A 14,378-nucleotide genomic window follows, 5' to 3' on the forward strand; every position below is an offset into this window, starting at 1 on the left:
GGACCGGAGGCTACCGAGAACACCCCTGACGCGCTGCGCGGCACGCTCAGTCCCACGTCGGCCAGGCCGGCCTTCGCCCAGCAGGACCCGCCGGTAGGACGGACGCCCAGCGGGCCGAACTCGTCCATGGCGAAGACCCGCCCGATCGCCGACCAGACCGAGTCGCACCGCCGGTTCTTCGTCGGAATGCGGCGTTTCGCCCCCGGGTGCGGGTCTTCCCTTGGTTCATTGGTCTAGTCCAAAATGATCGTTGACGAAGTCACGGCAAAACCGGCCGCACTCGGCTGCGATGCCGCGGGCGGTCATGACGGGTCACGGACACCGGACGAGGGGATGCCATGTCGGAGTGGGGCGGGGGGCTTCCCCGGGGAGGTGGTGCAGCCGAGTCCGGCGAGTTCGGGACGACGCTCCAGTTGTTTCGCAGACGGGCGGGGCTGAGTCAGGAGGTGGCCGCGTCGCGGGCCGGGATCAGCACCAGGGCGCTGCGTGACATCGAGCGAGGCCGGGTCCAGCGCCCCCAGACGCGCACCCTGCAGCGCCTGGCCGAGGCGCTGCAGCTGACTCGCGGAGAGCGGGCGGACCTGCTGGCGGTCGGCCGCACCGCGCCGCCTCGCGGCGTCAGTCGGCCGCGCCTGCTGATTCTCGGCCCGCTCTCCCTCCAGCGGGGTGACGGCTCCGTGTCTGTCACCAGTCCGATGCTGCGCCGCCTGCTCGGCCTGCTGGTGCTCAAGTACCCCGAGTCGTCCACCCAGCAGGAGATCACGGACGTCCTATGGCTGTCCGGGCCGCCCAGTTCCCATCAGAGCCTGATCCACACCTATGTCAGCCAGCTCCGCCAGCTGCTGGAACCGGGCGATCTGCCGACGGTCCCGCCGCCGACGGTCGCCCGTACGCCCACCGGCTACGTGCTGAAGGCGTCCCGAGGCCAGATCGACCTGGGCCACTTCGACGAGCAGCTGACCCAGGCGAAGCGGTTGCGCCGCGTGCCGGACCCCGGGGCCGCGTACGCGGCGCTGACGCAGGCCCTGCAGTGGTGGCGGGGTCCGGTGCTGGCGGATGCGGACCCGGTGCTGCGTCAGCATCCGGCGGCAGTGGCGGCCAACGAGCGGCGCGTCGAGGCGGCGCTGCTGCACGCCGACACGGCGCTGCTGCTGCGCCGGCACGAGGAGGCCGTCCCGGTGCTGCGGGACCTGGTCAACACCGAGCCGCTGCACGAGGGTCTGCACGCCCGGCTGATCCTGTCCCTGGCCAGTTGCGGGGAGCAGGCCGCCGCGCTCCAGGTGTTCAGCCGCCTGCGTGACCGGCTCGACGAGGAGCTGGGGATCGCGCCCAGCGCGGAGCTCCGCGACGCCCACATGCGGGTGCTGCGTCAGCAACTGCCCACCGCGCAGCGCCTCGACGCCCCCGCTCCTGCCGACCGCGCGGTGCCCGCCGGCCCGCCCCCGGCCCAACTGCCCGCCAGGACCGGCTCCTACGTCGGGCGGGGACGGCAGATGCGGGAGCTGGACGACCTCGTCTCGCCCGACCCGGCGCGGCGCTCACAGCTGGTGGTCGTGGTCGGGCCGCCCGGGGTGGGCAAGACCGCTCTCGCCAAGCACTGGGCGCACACGCGGCGGGAGCACTTCGGGGACGGGCAGTTGTTCGTCGACCTGCGCGGCCACTCACCGCTTCCGACGCTGCGCCCGAGCGATGTGCTGGCTCAGTTCCTCCGGGCCCTGGGTACCCCGGCCGACCAGGTGCCCGCCGACGAGGACGAGGCCGCGGCGCTCTACCGCACGCTGCTCGCCGGCAGGCAGATGCTGATCATGCTGGACAACGCACGGGATGCCGAGCAGGTCAGACCGTTGATCCCGGGCGCGCAGGGCTGCGTGGTGATGATCACCAGCCGCAGCCAGCTCGCGGGGCTGGTGGCGAGCGACGGTGCCCGACGCCTCGCCCTGGACGTGCTCGACCCGGACGAGGCCTGCCAGTTGCTCAGCAGCATCGTCGGCGCGTGCCGGGTCTCGGCCGAGCAGGAGGCGGCCCGCCGGCTCGTGCAGGTGTGCGGCGGTCTGCCGTTGGCCATCCGGATCGCCGGCGCCAACGTGGTGGCCCGCAACGCCGGGATAGCCGACTACGGTGCCGAACTGGCGGGCAGTGACGTGCTCAGCCGGCTGTGCGTCGAAGGGGATCGGCGCTCGACCGTGCGGGCCGCCTTCGACCTCTCCTACCGCGCGCTCCCGGTAGCGGGCCAGCGGATGTTCCGGTTGCTCAGCCTGATGCCCGGCCAGGACGTCACGGTGCCCGGCGCGGCGGCGCTGGTGGACTCGACCTCGGCCGGAACAGCCGGACTCCTGGTGAGCCTGACCGACGCGCATCTGGTGCAGGAACGGGTGCCCGGCCGGTTCGGGCTGCACGATCTGCTGCGCTCCTACGCCCGCGAACTGGTCGGCAGGGACGAGGCGCACGCCGCCCAGCAGCGGCTCTACGACTGGTACCTCTACCACACCGACGCCGCGGTCCGGCTGCTCTATCCGTCGGAGCCTGCCTCGGACCGGTCCGAGGCAGGCTCCGCGCCGTCGGCCGCGCTGGTCTTCTCGGGTCACGGTCAGGCCGCGCAGTGGCTGGCCGCGGAGCGGGAGAACCTGTCCAGCGCGGTCCTCCAGGCGTCCGGCGCCGGTTTCCCCGGCGTCGCCTGGCGGTTGGCGGAGAGCCTGCACAGTCATCTGTCGGCAGGGAAGTACACGGGCGACTGCCTCAAGGTCGCGACCGCCGGGCTGTTCGCCGCGGTCGCCGACGGCCGGCTGCAGGCCCAGGCCGCGGCCCAACTTCGGCGTGCCGAATGCCGTTCGGCGATGGCGCACGACGCGCAGGCCGTGGAGCTGCTCGGCAGCGCGCTGGAGCTGGCACGGCAGGCCGACTGGAGCGACGGGCAGGAACTGGCGCTGCGTCGCCTCACCGCCGCGCACCGGGGGGACGGCACCGTGGTCCTTCCCCCGGCCCCGTGATCCGCCGGTCCGCCGGGCGGCGGAAGGGCAACTGTTGCGGCAGGTACCGCAGTTCTGCCGGTGCCCCGCCGACCGGTCCGGGGCGGTCGGCGGAACTGCTGGTCAGGGGAGGCATGTTGGCTGTGATCGGCTCAACTCCGGGCTTGCGGTCCTCTGGTCCGACTGTAGGAGCCTCGGCAGGCCCGCTGCGTACCGTGATCACCAGAGGTTGGTTCCGCGCTGATTCATGAGGTGACACGTTGCGACAGCTCATCGCGCCCCTGACAGCCGCCCGTGCGGGCCGGCTCGGGCTCCTCCCCTGCGGCCGAGTCGGCATCATCCACGCGATCAGAAGGAGATGACGATGGAACTCTCCCCAGAGGCCCTGCGTCAGGACGTCCAGCGGGCCGCCGAGGTGGACGAATTCATGATCGCTTGCTACGAACACGCCCTCGGACTACCGGACTTCACTCCCTCCGGCATCGCCGAGGCGCTCGGCGTCGCACAGCAGCGTGCCGACCGGGCGGTCGCCGCGCTGCGCGATCTGCGCCTGGTCAGGTCGGCCGAGCGCGGCACGGACCGGCTGATCGCGGTCAGCCCGGAGGCCGCCCAGATGGAGCTGCTGATCCCGCTGGAGCGGGAGATCCTCGACAGACGTCGCCGACTGGCGGGCTTCAGGGGGACGTTCAGCTCCTTCGTGGCGGCATTCGAGAAGCAGAAGCAGGCCGGCACCCGCGCGAAGTCGGTGGTGATCACCGACGACCCGGAGGAGATCGAACTGCGGCTGCTGGAGGCTGCGCAGGGCTGCACCACCGAGGTCCTGGTGATGCAGCCCTGCGTGGCCCAGGAGACCCCCGAGTTGCGGCTGGCCCGCCCGCTGGTGCTGGAAGCCGTGCGCCGGGGCGCGCAGGGACGGGTCCTCTACCCCCACACCGCCCGCGGCGACTCCGACACCCGCGCGCACATCGGCGAACTCCTGCCTGCGGGTGGGCAGGTGCGAACCACCAACGAGGTGCGCGACCGCTTCCTGGTCTTCGACCGGAGGACGGCCTTCATCCCGGCCGGTGACGGTGACGAGATCGCCGTCGTCTACGAGGGCGCGGTCGCGGCCTTCCTGGCCGGACAGCACGCCAGGGCCTGGGAATCCGCGTTCACCGTCGACTCCGGGGCGGCCGGCTACGCCGGGACGCTGGAGGATCTGAAGGCGACCCTGCTCGACCTGCTGGCCTCCGGGGCCAAGGACGAGGTGATCGCGCGCCGGGTGGGCATGTCCGACCGGACACTCCGCCGTCATGTGGCCTCGATCATGGAGGACCTGTCGGCCACAAGCCGCTTCCAGGCCGGCGTCCTGGCCGCCAGGACCGGCCTGGTGGACGCGGTTCTGAGGAGCGTCGCATGAGCCGCTACGACCGACTCGCGTACACGTCCTCGGTGCGTAGGGTCCAGCAGGAGATGGGCAGCGCCACGGCGGCCGACCGTCGTCTGCGGGGTGCGGGCGGCGACGAGGCCGAGCCGCTCACCGGCGCTGCGGCCGAGTTCATCCGCGGTCTCGACGGCTTCCTGTTCGCCAGCGTGGGCGAGACCGGTTGGCCGTACATCCAGTTCCGAGGCGGCCCGCCGGGGTTCGTCCACGTCCTGGACGCGCACACGCTCGGTTATCTGGATGTCCGGGGCAACCGGCAGTACATCACCACGGGCAACGTGCGCGGCGACGACCGGGTCGCGCTGTTCTTCCTCGACCACGCCCGCCAGGCCCGGCTCAAGCTGTTCGGTCACGCCACCGCCGTGCCGGTCGGCGAGGACCCCGTGCTCGCCGAGCGCCTCGGTTCGCCGCGCACCGATGGGACGGTCGAACAACTCGTCACCATCCGGGTGGAGGCCTTCGCCTGGAACTGCCAGAACCACATCACCCGCCGTTTCAGCGAGCACGAACTCTCCGGCGCCCTGGCCCCGGTCCACGAGCGCCTCGCGCGGCTGGAGCAGGAGAACGCCGCGCTGCGCGCGGAGCTCAGCGCCCGGAACTGACGGCCCGGAACTTACGGCCCGGAACTGACCGTCCGCTGGCCGAATTCGGCAGCCGGAACCGGACATTGAGAAAGGTTCAGACCAATCCGTAGGGTGGAGGCACACCACAGAGCCCCGAGGCGAACGGAGTCCTCGCCCCATGGTCAGCGATGTGATCGACCGGAACAGCCGGTTCCAGGAAATCATGGACCGCCTCACCGCCAAGTCGATCGACGACTACTACAACCCCTACCGCCTTTTCGCGTGGCCGGATCGGCTCCCCGAGGACATCTGGTGGATGAGCCCCGAACTCACCACCACCTACGGCACGGAACTCGCCGGGACGCTTTCCCCGGAACAGCTCCGCACCCTGTCCAGGTACGAAAGCATCAATTTCTACAGCCTGAATGTGCACGGCATCCGGGAACTGCTGACCGAGGTGGTCAACCGGATCCACACGGCCGGTTTCGAGAAGCCCTCGGAGTTCTTCCACCATTTCATCGGTGAGGAGAACGAGCACATGTGGTTCTTCGCGGAGTTCTGCCTCCGCTACGGCGGAAAGATCTACCGCCAGCCGGCCGGCGGCGCGGAGGCCGTGGGCCACTCCGCCAAGACGGAGAGCCTGCTGGTCTTCGCCCGCATCCTGATCTTCGAGGAGCTGGTGGACCACTTCAACGCGACGATGGCCACCGACGAACGGCTGCACGAGACGATCCGGGCGATCAACCGGATCCACCACCAGGACGAGTCCCGGCACATCGCCTTCGGGCGTGAGCTGGTCGACCTGCTCTACCAGGACCTCAAGCAGACCGCGTCCGAGCAGGAGCTCACCGAGATCTCGAACTACCTGCGGCGCTATCTCACCCACAGCTTCGACTCGCTGTACCACCCGCAGGTCTACCGCGACGCCGGGCTGGACAGGCCGCACGAGGTGCGCCGGCTGCTGCTGGAGTCGCCCGCCCGTGCCGAGGCCGAGCGGCGGACCCTCCGCAAGACCACCAGATACCTGGAGAGGACGGGACTCATCCGATGAACCGCCTGACCGGGAGCGACGGCGCGCCCGCGCTCGCCATCCTCGGGCCGGAGGCCACCCGGCTGATCAAGGAACTCGACCGGGTCTTCACGGGCTGGGGCCTGGCGGCCGGAGCGGACGAGATCAGCCCGCCGCCGCTCTACCCGGTGACCGACCTGGAGAAGTTCGACGTCTACACCAACTTCCCCCAACTGGCCTGGGTCGCCGGTTCCCTGGACCTGACCCGGGAGCAGCACAAGCCCACCGGAGGCCGCTTCGCCCCCGAGGCGCTGCGCGAGGCCCGGTACGGGCTGCCGCACGCCACCTGCTACGGCGCGTACCTGTACCACGAGGGCGGGCAGGTCGCCGACGACACCCTGGTGACCCTGGTCAACCGCTGCTTCCGCAACGAGGACCACTACAGCGGGCTGCGCCGGCTGGCCAGCTTCCAGATGCGGGAGATCGTCGCGCTCGGCAGCTACGAGCACACCCAGCAGGCCCTGCACGGGTTCACCGAGCGGATCCTCGCCTTCGCTGCCGCGCTCGACCTCGACCTCGGCAAGGCCCCGGCCGGCGACCCGTTCTTCCGCAACGACGGCGCCCGCGCGCTGATGCAGAAGCTCAACCCGGTCAAGCACGAGTTCCAGTACGGGGACCTCGCGATCGCCTCAGTCAACACCCACCGGAACTTCTTCGGCGAGCGCTGCGACATCAAGCTGGCCTCCGGCGAGCACGCCTACACCTCCTGCACCGCCTTCGGGCTGGAGCGCTGGGTCGCGGTACTGACCGAGCACTTCGACGGAGACCTGAGCGCCGCCGTCGACGCGGTCCGCGCGGCCGACCGCGGGTGAGCCTGCCCCGCATCGGCGTCGACCTGGTGCCGCTCGCCCGGGTCGGCGAACTGCTCGGCCCCGGGAGCCGACCGCTGCTGGGCCGCATGCTCTCCGAGCACGAGCTGCGGATCTCCGTCACCCCCGACGGCGCTCCCGACCGGGCCGGGCTGGCCGGTCGGCTGGCCGCCAAGGAGGCGGTCTTCAAGCTGTTCGGCGCCGCCGGACAGCCGGTTCCCTGGCAGGGGATCGAGATCCTGCGCGGCCCGGGCGGCCGACCCGAGGTCCGGTTGGCCGGCCGCGCCGCCCAACTGGCCGCCCGGGCCGGGCTCGGCCCGATCGACATCAGCATCAGCCACGACGACGGCTTCGCGATCGCCGTCGCAGCCGCGGTCGCCGTCCCCTGACGCTCCCGCACCGCCCGTGACCGTCCAACCCGTCCCGAAGGGATCAGCCATGAGCTCCGCCGGTATCGACAAGGTCCGCGACTGGATCCTCGGCCGTCACCCAGGCCGCACCGAACTCGCCCTCGACGTCAACATCATCGAGAGCCGCCTGGTCGACTCGCTCGCCTTCGTCGAGCTGGTCTACACGATCGAGGACGCGGCCGGAATCGAGATCGACTTCGACGCCATCGACATCGAGGACTTCCAGTCGCTGGCCACCATCCAGAAGGCGTTCTTCGCCTGAGCCCGAGGAGGGTTCCCCATGCACGCTGTCTCCTACACGGCCCAGTGGATGGCCGCTGCCCGCGCCCAGGAGTCGGAGCGCGAGGACGCGCTCTTCGTCGACCGGCTGGCCCGGGACCTCGCCGCCCCCAAGGGCTTCGAGCTGATCGAGCGTTACGCGGGCGGCGGCCTGCTGCCCTTCATCTCGATCAGGACCAAGTACCTCGACGACGCGATCACGACCGTGCTCGCCGAAGGCGACATCCAACAGGTCGTACTGATCGCCGCCGGAATGGACGCCCGCGCCTTCCGGCTGGACTGGCCCGACGGTGTCGAGGTCTACGAGGTCGACCACGGGCCGCTCATCGCCGAGAAGCGCCGCCGCCTCGACGCCCTCGGCGCCGAGCCGCGCACCGACCGGCGAGAGGTCTCCGCCGACCTCACCGGCGACTGGCTGCCCGCCCTGGAGGCGGCGGGCTTCGACCGCACCCGCCCCACGCTGTGGGTCGCCGAGGCGCTGACATTCTTCCTCACCGAGGAGCAGGCAGCCGGCCTGCTCCGACTGCTGGCCTCCGCGTCCGCCCCGGGCAGCCAGCTGGCCTTCGACATCCTCGGCCGCGCGCTGCTGCGCAGCCCGTTCTCCAAGCCGTTCCTGGACACCCTCGCCGCCGACGGCACCCCGTGGATCTTCGGCAGCGACGAGCCGGAGGAGTTCGTCGCGGCGAACCTGTGGAAGGTGGTGGACCTGCACGAGCCCGGCCAGCCCGGAGCCGGACAGGGCCGCTGGCCGTACGACGTCCAGCCGAGGACCCGCCGCGGCGCCAACCGGCTGTGGCTGATCCGCGCACAGATCGCGTCGGCCTGATGAGCCATCCGACCACGGACCGCCCGACCCCGGTCTGCCCGATCACCCTGGAACGGATCGAGTCCTACCTGCCCGAGCGCAGCGTACGGATCGAGGAACTGGGTGAGCGGCTCGGCCTGCGCCGGGCCCAACTCGGCGTGTTCCGCAAGTTCTACGGGCTGGACAGGCTCCGCTTCGACCCCGATCTCCCGCTGCTCGACCTGCTGCGGCCGGCCGCGCGCAGCGCCCTGTCCGCCCTGCCGGAGGGCGGCCAGGTGGACTTCCTGGCCTACGCCCACACCACGCAGGCGGTGGCCCCGGCCGACGTGGACATCGCCCAGCTGGTCCGCGACGAACTCGGCCTCGTGGACACCGAGGCGTTCGGCCTCAGCCACCAGGCCTGCGTCAGCAGCCTCGGCGCCATCGAGGTACTGGGCGAACTGCTGCGCGCGGAGGGCGGCGAGGGCGCGTACGCCCTGATGGTCACCGGCGAGCAGGCGTACGCGCCGATCGTCCAGCACATCCCCAACACCGCGATCATGGCGGACGCCGCGGCCTCCTGCCTGATCACCCTGGACGGCGACGGCGACGTGGTCCGGTCCTTCGCGATCCGGACCCTGGGCGAGTACGCCCAGTGGCTGGAGCTGACCCCCGAGCAGAACACCGAGTTCGGGGAGCAGTACGGCGGCAGGATCGCGGAGGTCATCCACCAGGCCCTGGCGGACGCCGGGTTGACGCTCGACGAGATCGACCTGGTGATCCCGCACAACGTCAACATGCTGGCCTGGCGGCAGACCATCAAGGAGCTGGGGGTGGCGCCGGAGAAGGTGTTCCTGGACAACGTGCCGCGCTTCAGCCACACCTTCGCCTCCGACGTCTTCGTCAACTACACCACGCTGCGGGACACCGGCCGCCTGGTCGACGGCAGGCACTACCTGCTGGTCTCCGTCGGCCTGGGTGCCACCTTCGGCGCGATGGTGATCACGCACCGCACGGCGGGTGATCACTGATGGACCGTCAGGAGATCCTCTCCGTCATCGAGAAGGCACTCAGCGAGGTTCTGGAGCGGCCGGTCACCGGACTCACCGAGGAGACCGCGCTCTTCGACGAGCTACAGCTGCAGTCCTTCCACGTGCTGGGCCTGCTGATGACCGTCGAGGAGGCGACCGGGATCGCGGTGGACCCTGAGGAGCTCGACGTCGACGACCTGCGGACCGTGCGGTCCTTCACCGACTACGTCGAGGCCGCACTCCGCCAAGGAGAGGGGACGTCATGACCGGCCTTGCCCTGCGGGCCGCCGCAGCGGTGCGCTCGCCGAAGGGCCGCGCCCCGGGCGACCTCCCGGCGACCGTGCTCGACTACTTCCGCGACCTGCTCGCCCCCTTCGACCGGAAGCCAGACGAGGAGGCGCTCGGCCGCGGTGCGCAGGTCCATCACCGAGACCTCGCGGACCTGCTCGCCGCGGACGACGGCGTCAGCCGGAGCCGGCCGGAGCTGCTCATCGTCGCCCACGCCCTTCCCGACGTGGCGCCGTTCACCGCTGTCGCCCCGTACCTGACCGATCGCCTCGGCGGTCGGGCGACCAACTTCGCGATCGGCCAGCAGGGCCTGGCCGCGCCCTTCACGGCGCTGCGGATCGCGTCGGCCTACCAGCGGGCGGGGCGGGCCGCGGAGGTGGTGCTGGCGGTGCTGGAGCAGACGACCCTGCCGACAGCCTTCCCGCTGGTCCCGCAGACCCCGCTCATCGACTCCGCCGCGGCGCTGGTCCTCGGGTCCGCCCCGAGCCCGGTCGGCCCGCGGTTCGTCCGGGCGACCTCCGCCGCCACGGCTGCGGAGGTCCTCGCGGTGGACGCCCTCGGCCAGGACGTCGAGGCGGACGGCACGCTGCTGGTGCTCGGCCCCTGGGTCACCGGGGCCGTCCCTCGGCGCACCGAGGTGCACCGGGTGGAGCCGGGCAGCTACTGCACCAGCCTCTGGCTCACGCTGGCCGACCACTGGCAGGAGTGGCAGCAGGCCTACCGGCGGATCGTGCTCTGCGACACCGACCCGCGCTCCGGCCGCAGCCATGCGGCGCTCTTCGCCGACGACGAGGGGTGACTCCTCACCGCGGGGCTGGTCGAGCCCGTTCGCCCGGACCGGCCGTCGCGAACGGGCTCGACCACCCGCACCGGCCCGGACAGGGGCCAGACCGTCGGCCGCGTTCGGCGCGGCTGCGACAGACAGGACGAGGCAACCGAAGGGACGGTTGGAAGACGATGACAACGGTCAACGAGTTGACGATCAGACTGGACTCCGCGCGGGCCGGGACCGGACCGGCCACCTGGGGACAGCGCGCGATCTGGGGAGTCGTCACCCACCTGGGCGACGACGCCCCCAGGTACAACCTGCCGGTCGACCTCCCCCTCACCCCGCCCCGCCCCGTGGCCCGCGTCCTCGCGGACCTGACGCAGCTGCTCCGGCTCCACGACAGCCTGCACACCAGATTGCTGGCGGTCGGTCGGAACGGGCTGGAGCAGGTGGTGGACGGCGTCGGCGAGCTCGCGGTGGAGATCAGGCAGTGCGCCGAGGCGGACGCCCCGGCGGTAGGCGCCGGACTGCTCCAGGAGCTGGCCGGGCGCTCCTTCGACACCGCGCGCGAGTGGGGACTGAGGGTCGGCCTCGTCGCGTGCGAGGGTGCGGTTCACCGGTTGGTGCTGGTCGGTGCGCACACCGCGACGGACTACTGGGGGCTGGGCCGCCTGCTCCGCGACCTGGAGTCGGTCCAGGCGGGCGAGACCGCCGAGTCGCTGCGCCAGGCACGCCCCGCCCAACAGCCTCTGGAGGCCGCGGAGTTCCAGGCATCGCCGCTCGGCCGTCGCCGGGACGAGGCGGCCCGCCGCCACTGGCGTGAGCAACTGACCGCCGGCCCCCGGTGGCTGTTCCAGACCCCCGCAGCACCGGAACTCGCGGACGACCCGGACCGGATGTTCCCCAACGCGGTGCTGCGCTCGCCCGCGCTGGCGGTCGCGGTCGGACGGGTCGCGACGGAGCTGGAGGTGAGCGACGCCGCAGTGCTGCTCGGAGCCGCCTCGCATCAGCTGGCACGTCAGTCGGGGAGCAGCGAGGTGCTGTGGCAGGTGGTGGTGGGCAACCGCTTCCAGCCGACCGCCGCCGCCTCGGTCAGCACGGTGGCGCAGGAGGCCCTGTTCCGGCTCACGGACGCGGACCGGGACTTCGCGGACGCGGTGCGGCGGACGCGGTCGGCGGCGTTCCACGCGTTCCGTCACGCCGCCTACGACAAATGGGCGCTGGACCGCGAGATCGCGGCGCTGGTCGAGAAGGAGGAGGCGGCCGACCACTCGTACTGGTGGAACGACACCCGGGACCCGGCCGTCGGGCCCTTCGACACCGTCGAACGCCCGCGGGCGGCGCTCAGCGAGCTGATCGGCCGGACCGAGCTGAGCTGGCCGACCGAGTTCCTGCCCCGGGTCAACGTCTCGACGGCGGTGGATGTGCTGACGGCGCCGGGAGCTCTGGATCTCGCCATGACCGCCGACCCGGCAGTCCTCGACCGCGGCGGGATGGAGCAGTTCCTGCGCGGAGTCGAACGGCTGGTCGTGGCCGCGGCGATCGCCCTGGGGGACTGATGACCACGCGCTACGCGGGAATCGCCTGGACGGGCGCGGGCTACCGGGTCGCGGTCCTGGACGGCGCGGGGTGCCGGGTCACCGGAGCGAGGAGTTGGGGTGCCGCCCAGGTCGCCGAACTCATCGCCTGGCTGAGGGGTTTGGACGGCGGGAGCACACCGGCGGTGGTGCTGGACAGCACCAACGGCCTGCTCGACGGGCCGATGACGGCAGCCGGTCTGGAGGTGTACCGCGCGGACCCGTGGGTGCTGCCGCCGCGGCCGGGGTTCGGCTCCGTCCCGGCCGAGCGGCTGGCCGAGCAGGCCCGGACCGCGCCCGGCACGCTGACGGGCCGCGCCGAGGAGTTCTTCGAAGGCGTGCGGCGCGGCGAACCGACGGTGGCGGCGCTGGTGGCGGCTGGAGGCTGCTTCGAGCACGGCCGCCGTGACGTCCCACGGGTCGCCCTCACCTTCGACGACGGCCCCGACCCGGCGCTCACCCGGCAGGTGCTGGAGATCCTGGACCGCTACGGAGCCCGGGCGACGTTCTTCAGCGTCGGCCACCACGTCGCGGCGCTGCCCGACGAGGTGCGCAGGATCGCCGACGCCGGACACGAACTGGGGAACCACTCCTGGTCGCATCCCTATCTGCCTGACCTGACGCCCAGTCAACTCCGCGAGCAGCTCGACCGGACGACGGAGGCGGTGGCCCGGGTCACCGGTCAGGCTCCGACGCGCTTCCGTCCGCCGTACGGCGCGCTCACACCCGAGGTGCTGGCCGCCCTCGACGGGTATCCGACCACCCTGACGCTGTGGGACGTGGACTCCCGCGACTGGACGAGGCCGGGGCCGGAGCAGATCGCCGCGACCGTCCTGGAGGCCGCCGGGCCGGGCTCGGTGGTGCTCATGCACGAGGGCGCCGGGGACCGGGGTCAGACCGTGCGGGCCCTTCCCTCGATCGTCGAGGGCCTGCTCGAACGCGGCCTGGAACTGGTCACCGTGGGAGAACTGCCCGCGCTCGCACCCGCATCCGCACCTGCTCCCGCACCTGCCCCCGCATCCGCTTCGGCAGCGGGCAGCCACTCCACCGTCGACGACCACACGCTACGACTGATGGGTTGAAACAGTCATGGAAGAAAGCCTGACCGACGTCACCGCGGCGGCGACATCCGCGCGGACACAGGACCCGCCCACCGAGACTCCGCCTGCCCAGGACCTGCCCGCCGAGACCGCGTCGAGTCAGGGACCGGCGATCTGGTCCCGCAACTTCCGGTTCTACTTCACCGCCCGCAGTGCGGGCCTGCTCAGTTGGGCCATGCTGCCGGTCGCGGTCTCGGCCGGTCTGCTCAGCGGCGGGTACGGTCTGGGCACCGCGGGCTACGCCATGGCCTTCCTGGTGGGCCCGTTCGCCGGCCTGGTGCTGTTCGGCGGAGTGCTCGCCGACCGGTTCACCGCCCGTCGGCTGATGATCGCCGCCGACCTGGCGAACCTCACCGCCCACACCCTGCTGGCCGTCCTGTTCATCCACGGCATCAGCCATCTCTGGCAGCTGTACGCGCTGTTGGTGGTGGCCGGGACCGCCAACGCCATGTTCCAGCCGGGCGCCTCGTCGACCGTCCCGCTGGTGGCCAGGGACGTCCAGGGAGCCAACGGGGTGCTGCGGACCTCCGAGGCGCTCACGGGGCTGGGCGGGCCGGCGCTGGCCGGCGCCCTGGTCGGACTGGGAGCCACCGGCTTCGTGATGGTGATCTCCGCCGTTGCCTACGGAACCAGCGCCACCTGCCTGCTCGCGCTGCGGCTGGGAGCGGTGCCCGCCCCGCCCGCCGGGGAGAGCCTGTGGCGCAACCTGGCCATCGGGTGGCACGAGTTCCGTGGCCGCAGCTGGCTCTGGGGCGTGGTGGTGATCTGGATGTTCTATGCGGTGCTCTCCTGGGGACCCCAGCTGTCGGTGGCCGCCAGCGTCATCGTGCCCGAGCACGGTGCGACCGCCTTCGGGCTGATCAACTGCGCGCTGGGCGCGGGCACCGTGATCGGCGGCCTGCTGGCGATCCGCTACAAGCCCCAACGTCCCCTGGCCGCCGGAGCGGTGGCGATGCTGGCCTACCCGCTCTACCCGCTCGGCATCGTGCTCGGCTGGCCGGCCTGGCTGCTTGCCGCCGCGCAGGTCGCGGTCGGGGCCGGGATCGGCGTCTGGGGAGTCATGTGGGCGACCAGCGTGCAGACCCAGGTGCCGGGCGAGGTGCTCAACCGCGTCCACGCCTACGAGGTCGCGGGTTCCGTCGGGATGTACCCGATCGGCAGTGCGCTGGCCGGACCGGCCGTCGGGGCGTTCGGCACCGACCGGGTGCTCATGGTCGGCGTCGTCGTCGCTCTGCTCACGGCCGTCGCCCTCCTCGCCTCCCGGCCGATCCGCACCCTGGGCCGGTCGCCGAGCGCCGCCTGACGGTGCG

At 71.9% G+C, this 14,378-nt stretch carries 14 protein-coding genes and 1 pseudogene; 14 read left to right on the forward strand and 1 reads right to left on the reverse strand.

The features are described 5' to 3' along the window. Positions 1-56: 56 nt before the first annotated feature. Positions 57-140 (reverse strand): annotated as a pseudogene (locus ABH940_RS32160) (IS630 family transposase); the annotation flags it as partial. Positions 141-338: 198 nt separating this feature from the next. Here ABH940_RS32160 and ABH940_RS32165 point away from each other — a divergent pair. From ABH940_RS32165 to ABH940_RS32230, 14 genes are all read left to right on the forward strand, one after another. Next, entirely contained in the window at positions 339-2,987 is a 2,649-nt protein-coding gene (locus ABH940_RS32165; RefSeq protein ID WP_370106886.1) for a BTAD domain-containing putative transcriptional regulator, read from the forward strand. A gap of 343 nt (positions 2,988-3,330) precedes the next feature. After that, a complete protein-coding gene (locus tag ABH940_RS32170) occupies positions 3,331-4,365 on the forward strand; it encodes a LuxR C-terminal-related transcriptional regulator (RefSeq protein ID WP_370106887.1) in 1,035 nt (344 codons plus the stop codon). Beyond that, positions 4,362-4,991 (forward strand): pyridoxamine 5'-phosphate oxidase family protein, encoded by a 630-nt coding sequence (locus tag ABH940_RS32175; RefSeq protein WP_370072165.1) that lies wholly within the window; start codon positions 4,362-4,364, stop codon positions 4,989-4,991. Before ABH940_RS32170 ends, ABH940_RS32175 begins: the two co-directional genes overlap by 4 nt. 139 nt (positions 4,992-5,130) lie before the next feature. Beyond that, positions 5,131-6,003 carry a diiron oxygenase gene (locus ABH940_RS32180; RefSeq protein ID WP_370106888.1) on the forward strand — a complete coding sequence of 291 codons (873 nt, stop codon included), beginning with the start codon at positions 5,131-5,133 and terminating at the stop codon, positions 6,001-6,003. Continuing rightward, complete coding sequence (locus ABH940_RS32185) at positions 6,000-6,833, forward strand: hypothetical protein (RefSeq protein WP_370072167.1); 834 nt, start codon at positions 6,000-6,002, stop codon at positions 6,831-6,833. The genes ABH940_RS32180 and ABH940_RS32185 overlap by 4 nt, the downstream gene beginning before the upstream one ends. Beyond that, positions 6,830-7,219, forward strand: coding sequence for a holo-ACP synthase (locus ABH940_RS32190; RefSeq protein WP_370072168.1), 390 nt, complete (start codon positions 6,830-6,832; stop codon positions 7,217-7,219). The genes ABH940_RS32185 and ABH940_RS32190 overlap by 4 nt, the downstream gene beginning before the upstream one ends. A gap of 49 nt (positions 7,220-7,268) precedes the next feature. Beyond that, the gene (locus ABH940_RS32195) at positions 7,269-7,502 is read left to right on the forward strand and encodes an acyl carrier protein (RefSeq protein ID WP_196192483.1); all 234 of its coding nucleotides are present in this window, start codon (positions 7,269-7,271) and stop codon (positions 7,500-7,502) included. A gap of 18 nt (positions 7,503-7,520) precedes the next feature. Further along, on the forward strand, positions 7,521-8,345 hold the full coding sequence (locus tag ABH940_RS32200) for a class I SAM-dependent methyltransferase (protein ID WP_370072170.1): 825 nt from the start codon (positions 7,521-7,523) through the stop codon (positions 8,343-8,345). After that, on the forward strand, positions 8,345-9,334 hold the full coding sequence (locus ABH940_RS32205; protein ID WP_370106889.1) for a 3-oxoacyl-[acyl-carrier-protein] synthase III C-terminal domain-containing protein: 990 nt from the start codon (positions 8,345-8,347) through the stop codon (positions 9,332-9,334). The genes ABH940_RS32200 and ABH940_RS32205 overlap by 1 nt, the downstream gene beginning before the upstream one ends. Then, complete coding sequence (locus ABH940_RS32210) at positions 9,334-9,600, forward strand: acyl carrier protein (RefSeq protein WP_370106890.1); 267 nt, start codon at positions 9,334-9,336, stop codon at positions 9,598-9,600. The genes ABH940_RS32205 and ABH940_RS32210 overlap by 1 nt, the downstream gene beginning before the upstream one ends. Then, complete coding sequence (locus ABH940_RS32215; RefSeq protein WP_370072173.1) at positions 9,597-10,421, forward strand: hypothetical protein; 825 nt, start codon at positions 9,597-9,599, stop codon at positions 10,419-10,421. Before ABH940_RS32210 ends, ABH940_RS32215 begins: the two co-directional genes overlap by 4 nt. 158 nt (positions 10,422-10,579) lie before the next feature. Next, positions 10,580-11,950, forward strand: coding sequence for a condensation domain-containing protein (locus ABH940_RS32220; protein WP_370106891.1), 1,371 nt, complete (start codon positions 10,580-10,582; stop codon positions 11,948-11,950). After that, positions 11,950-13,050: a polysaccharide deacetylase family protein gene (locus tag ABH940_RS32225; RefSeq protein WP_370106892.1), complete on the forward strand. Its 1,101-nt coding sequence runs from the start codon at positions 11,950-11,952 to the stop codon at positions 13,048-13,050. The genes ABH940_RS32220 and ABH940_RS32225 overlap by 1 nt, the downstream gene beginning before the upstream one ends. Before the next feature lie 7 nt (positions 13,051-13,057). Next, entirely contained in the window at positions 13,058-14,371 is a 1,314-nt protein-coding gene (locus tag ABH940_RS32230) for an MFS transporter (RefSeq protein ID WP_370072176.1), read from the forward strand. The last annotated feature ends 7 nt before the right edge of the window (positions 14,372-14,378 follow it).

It is taken from the genome of Streptacidiphilus sp. BW17, from assembly GCF_041262485.1.
Taxonomy (GTDB): Bacteria; Actinomycetota; Actinomycetes; order Streptomycetales; family Streptomycetaceae; genus Streptacidiphilus.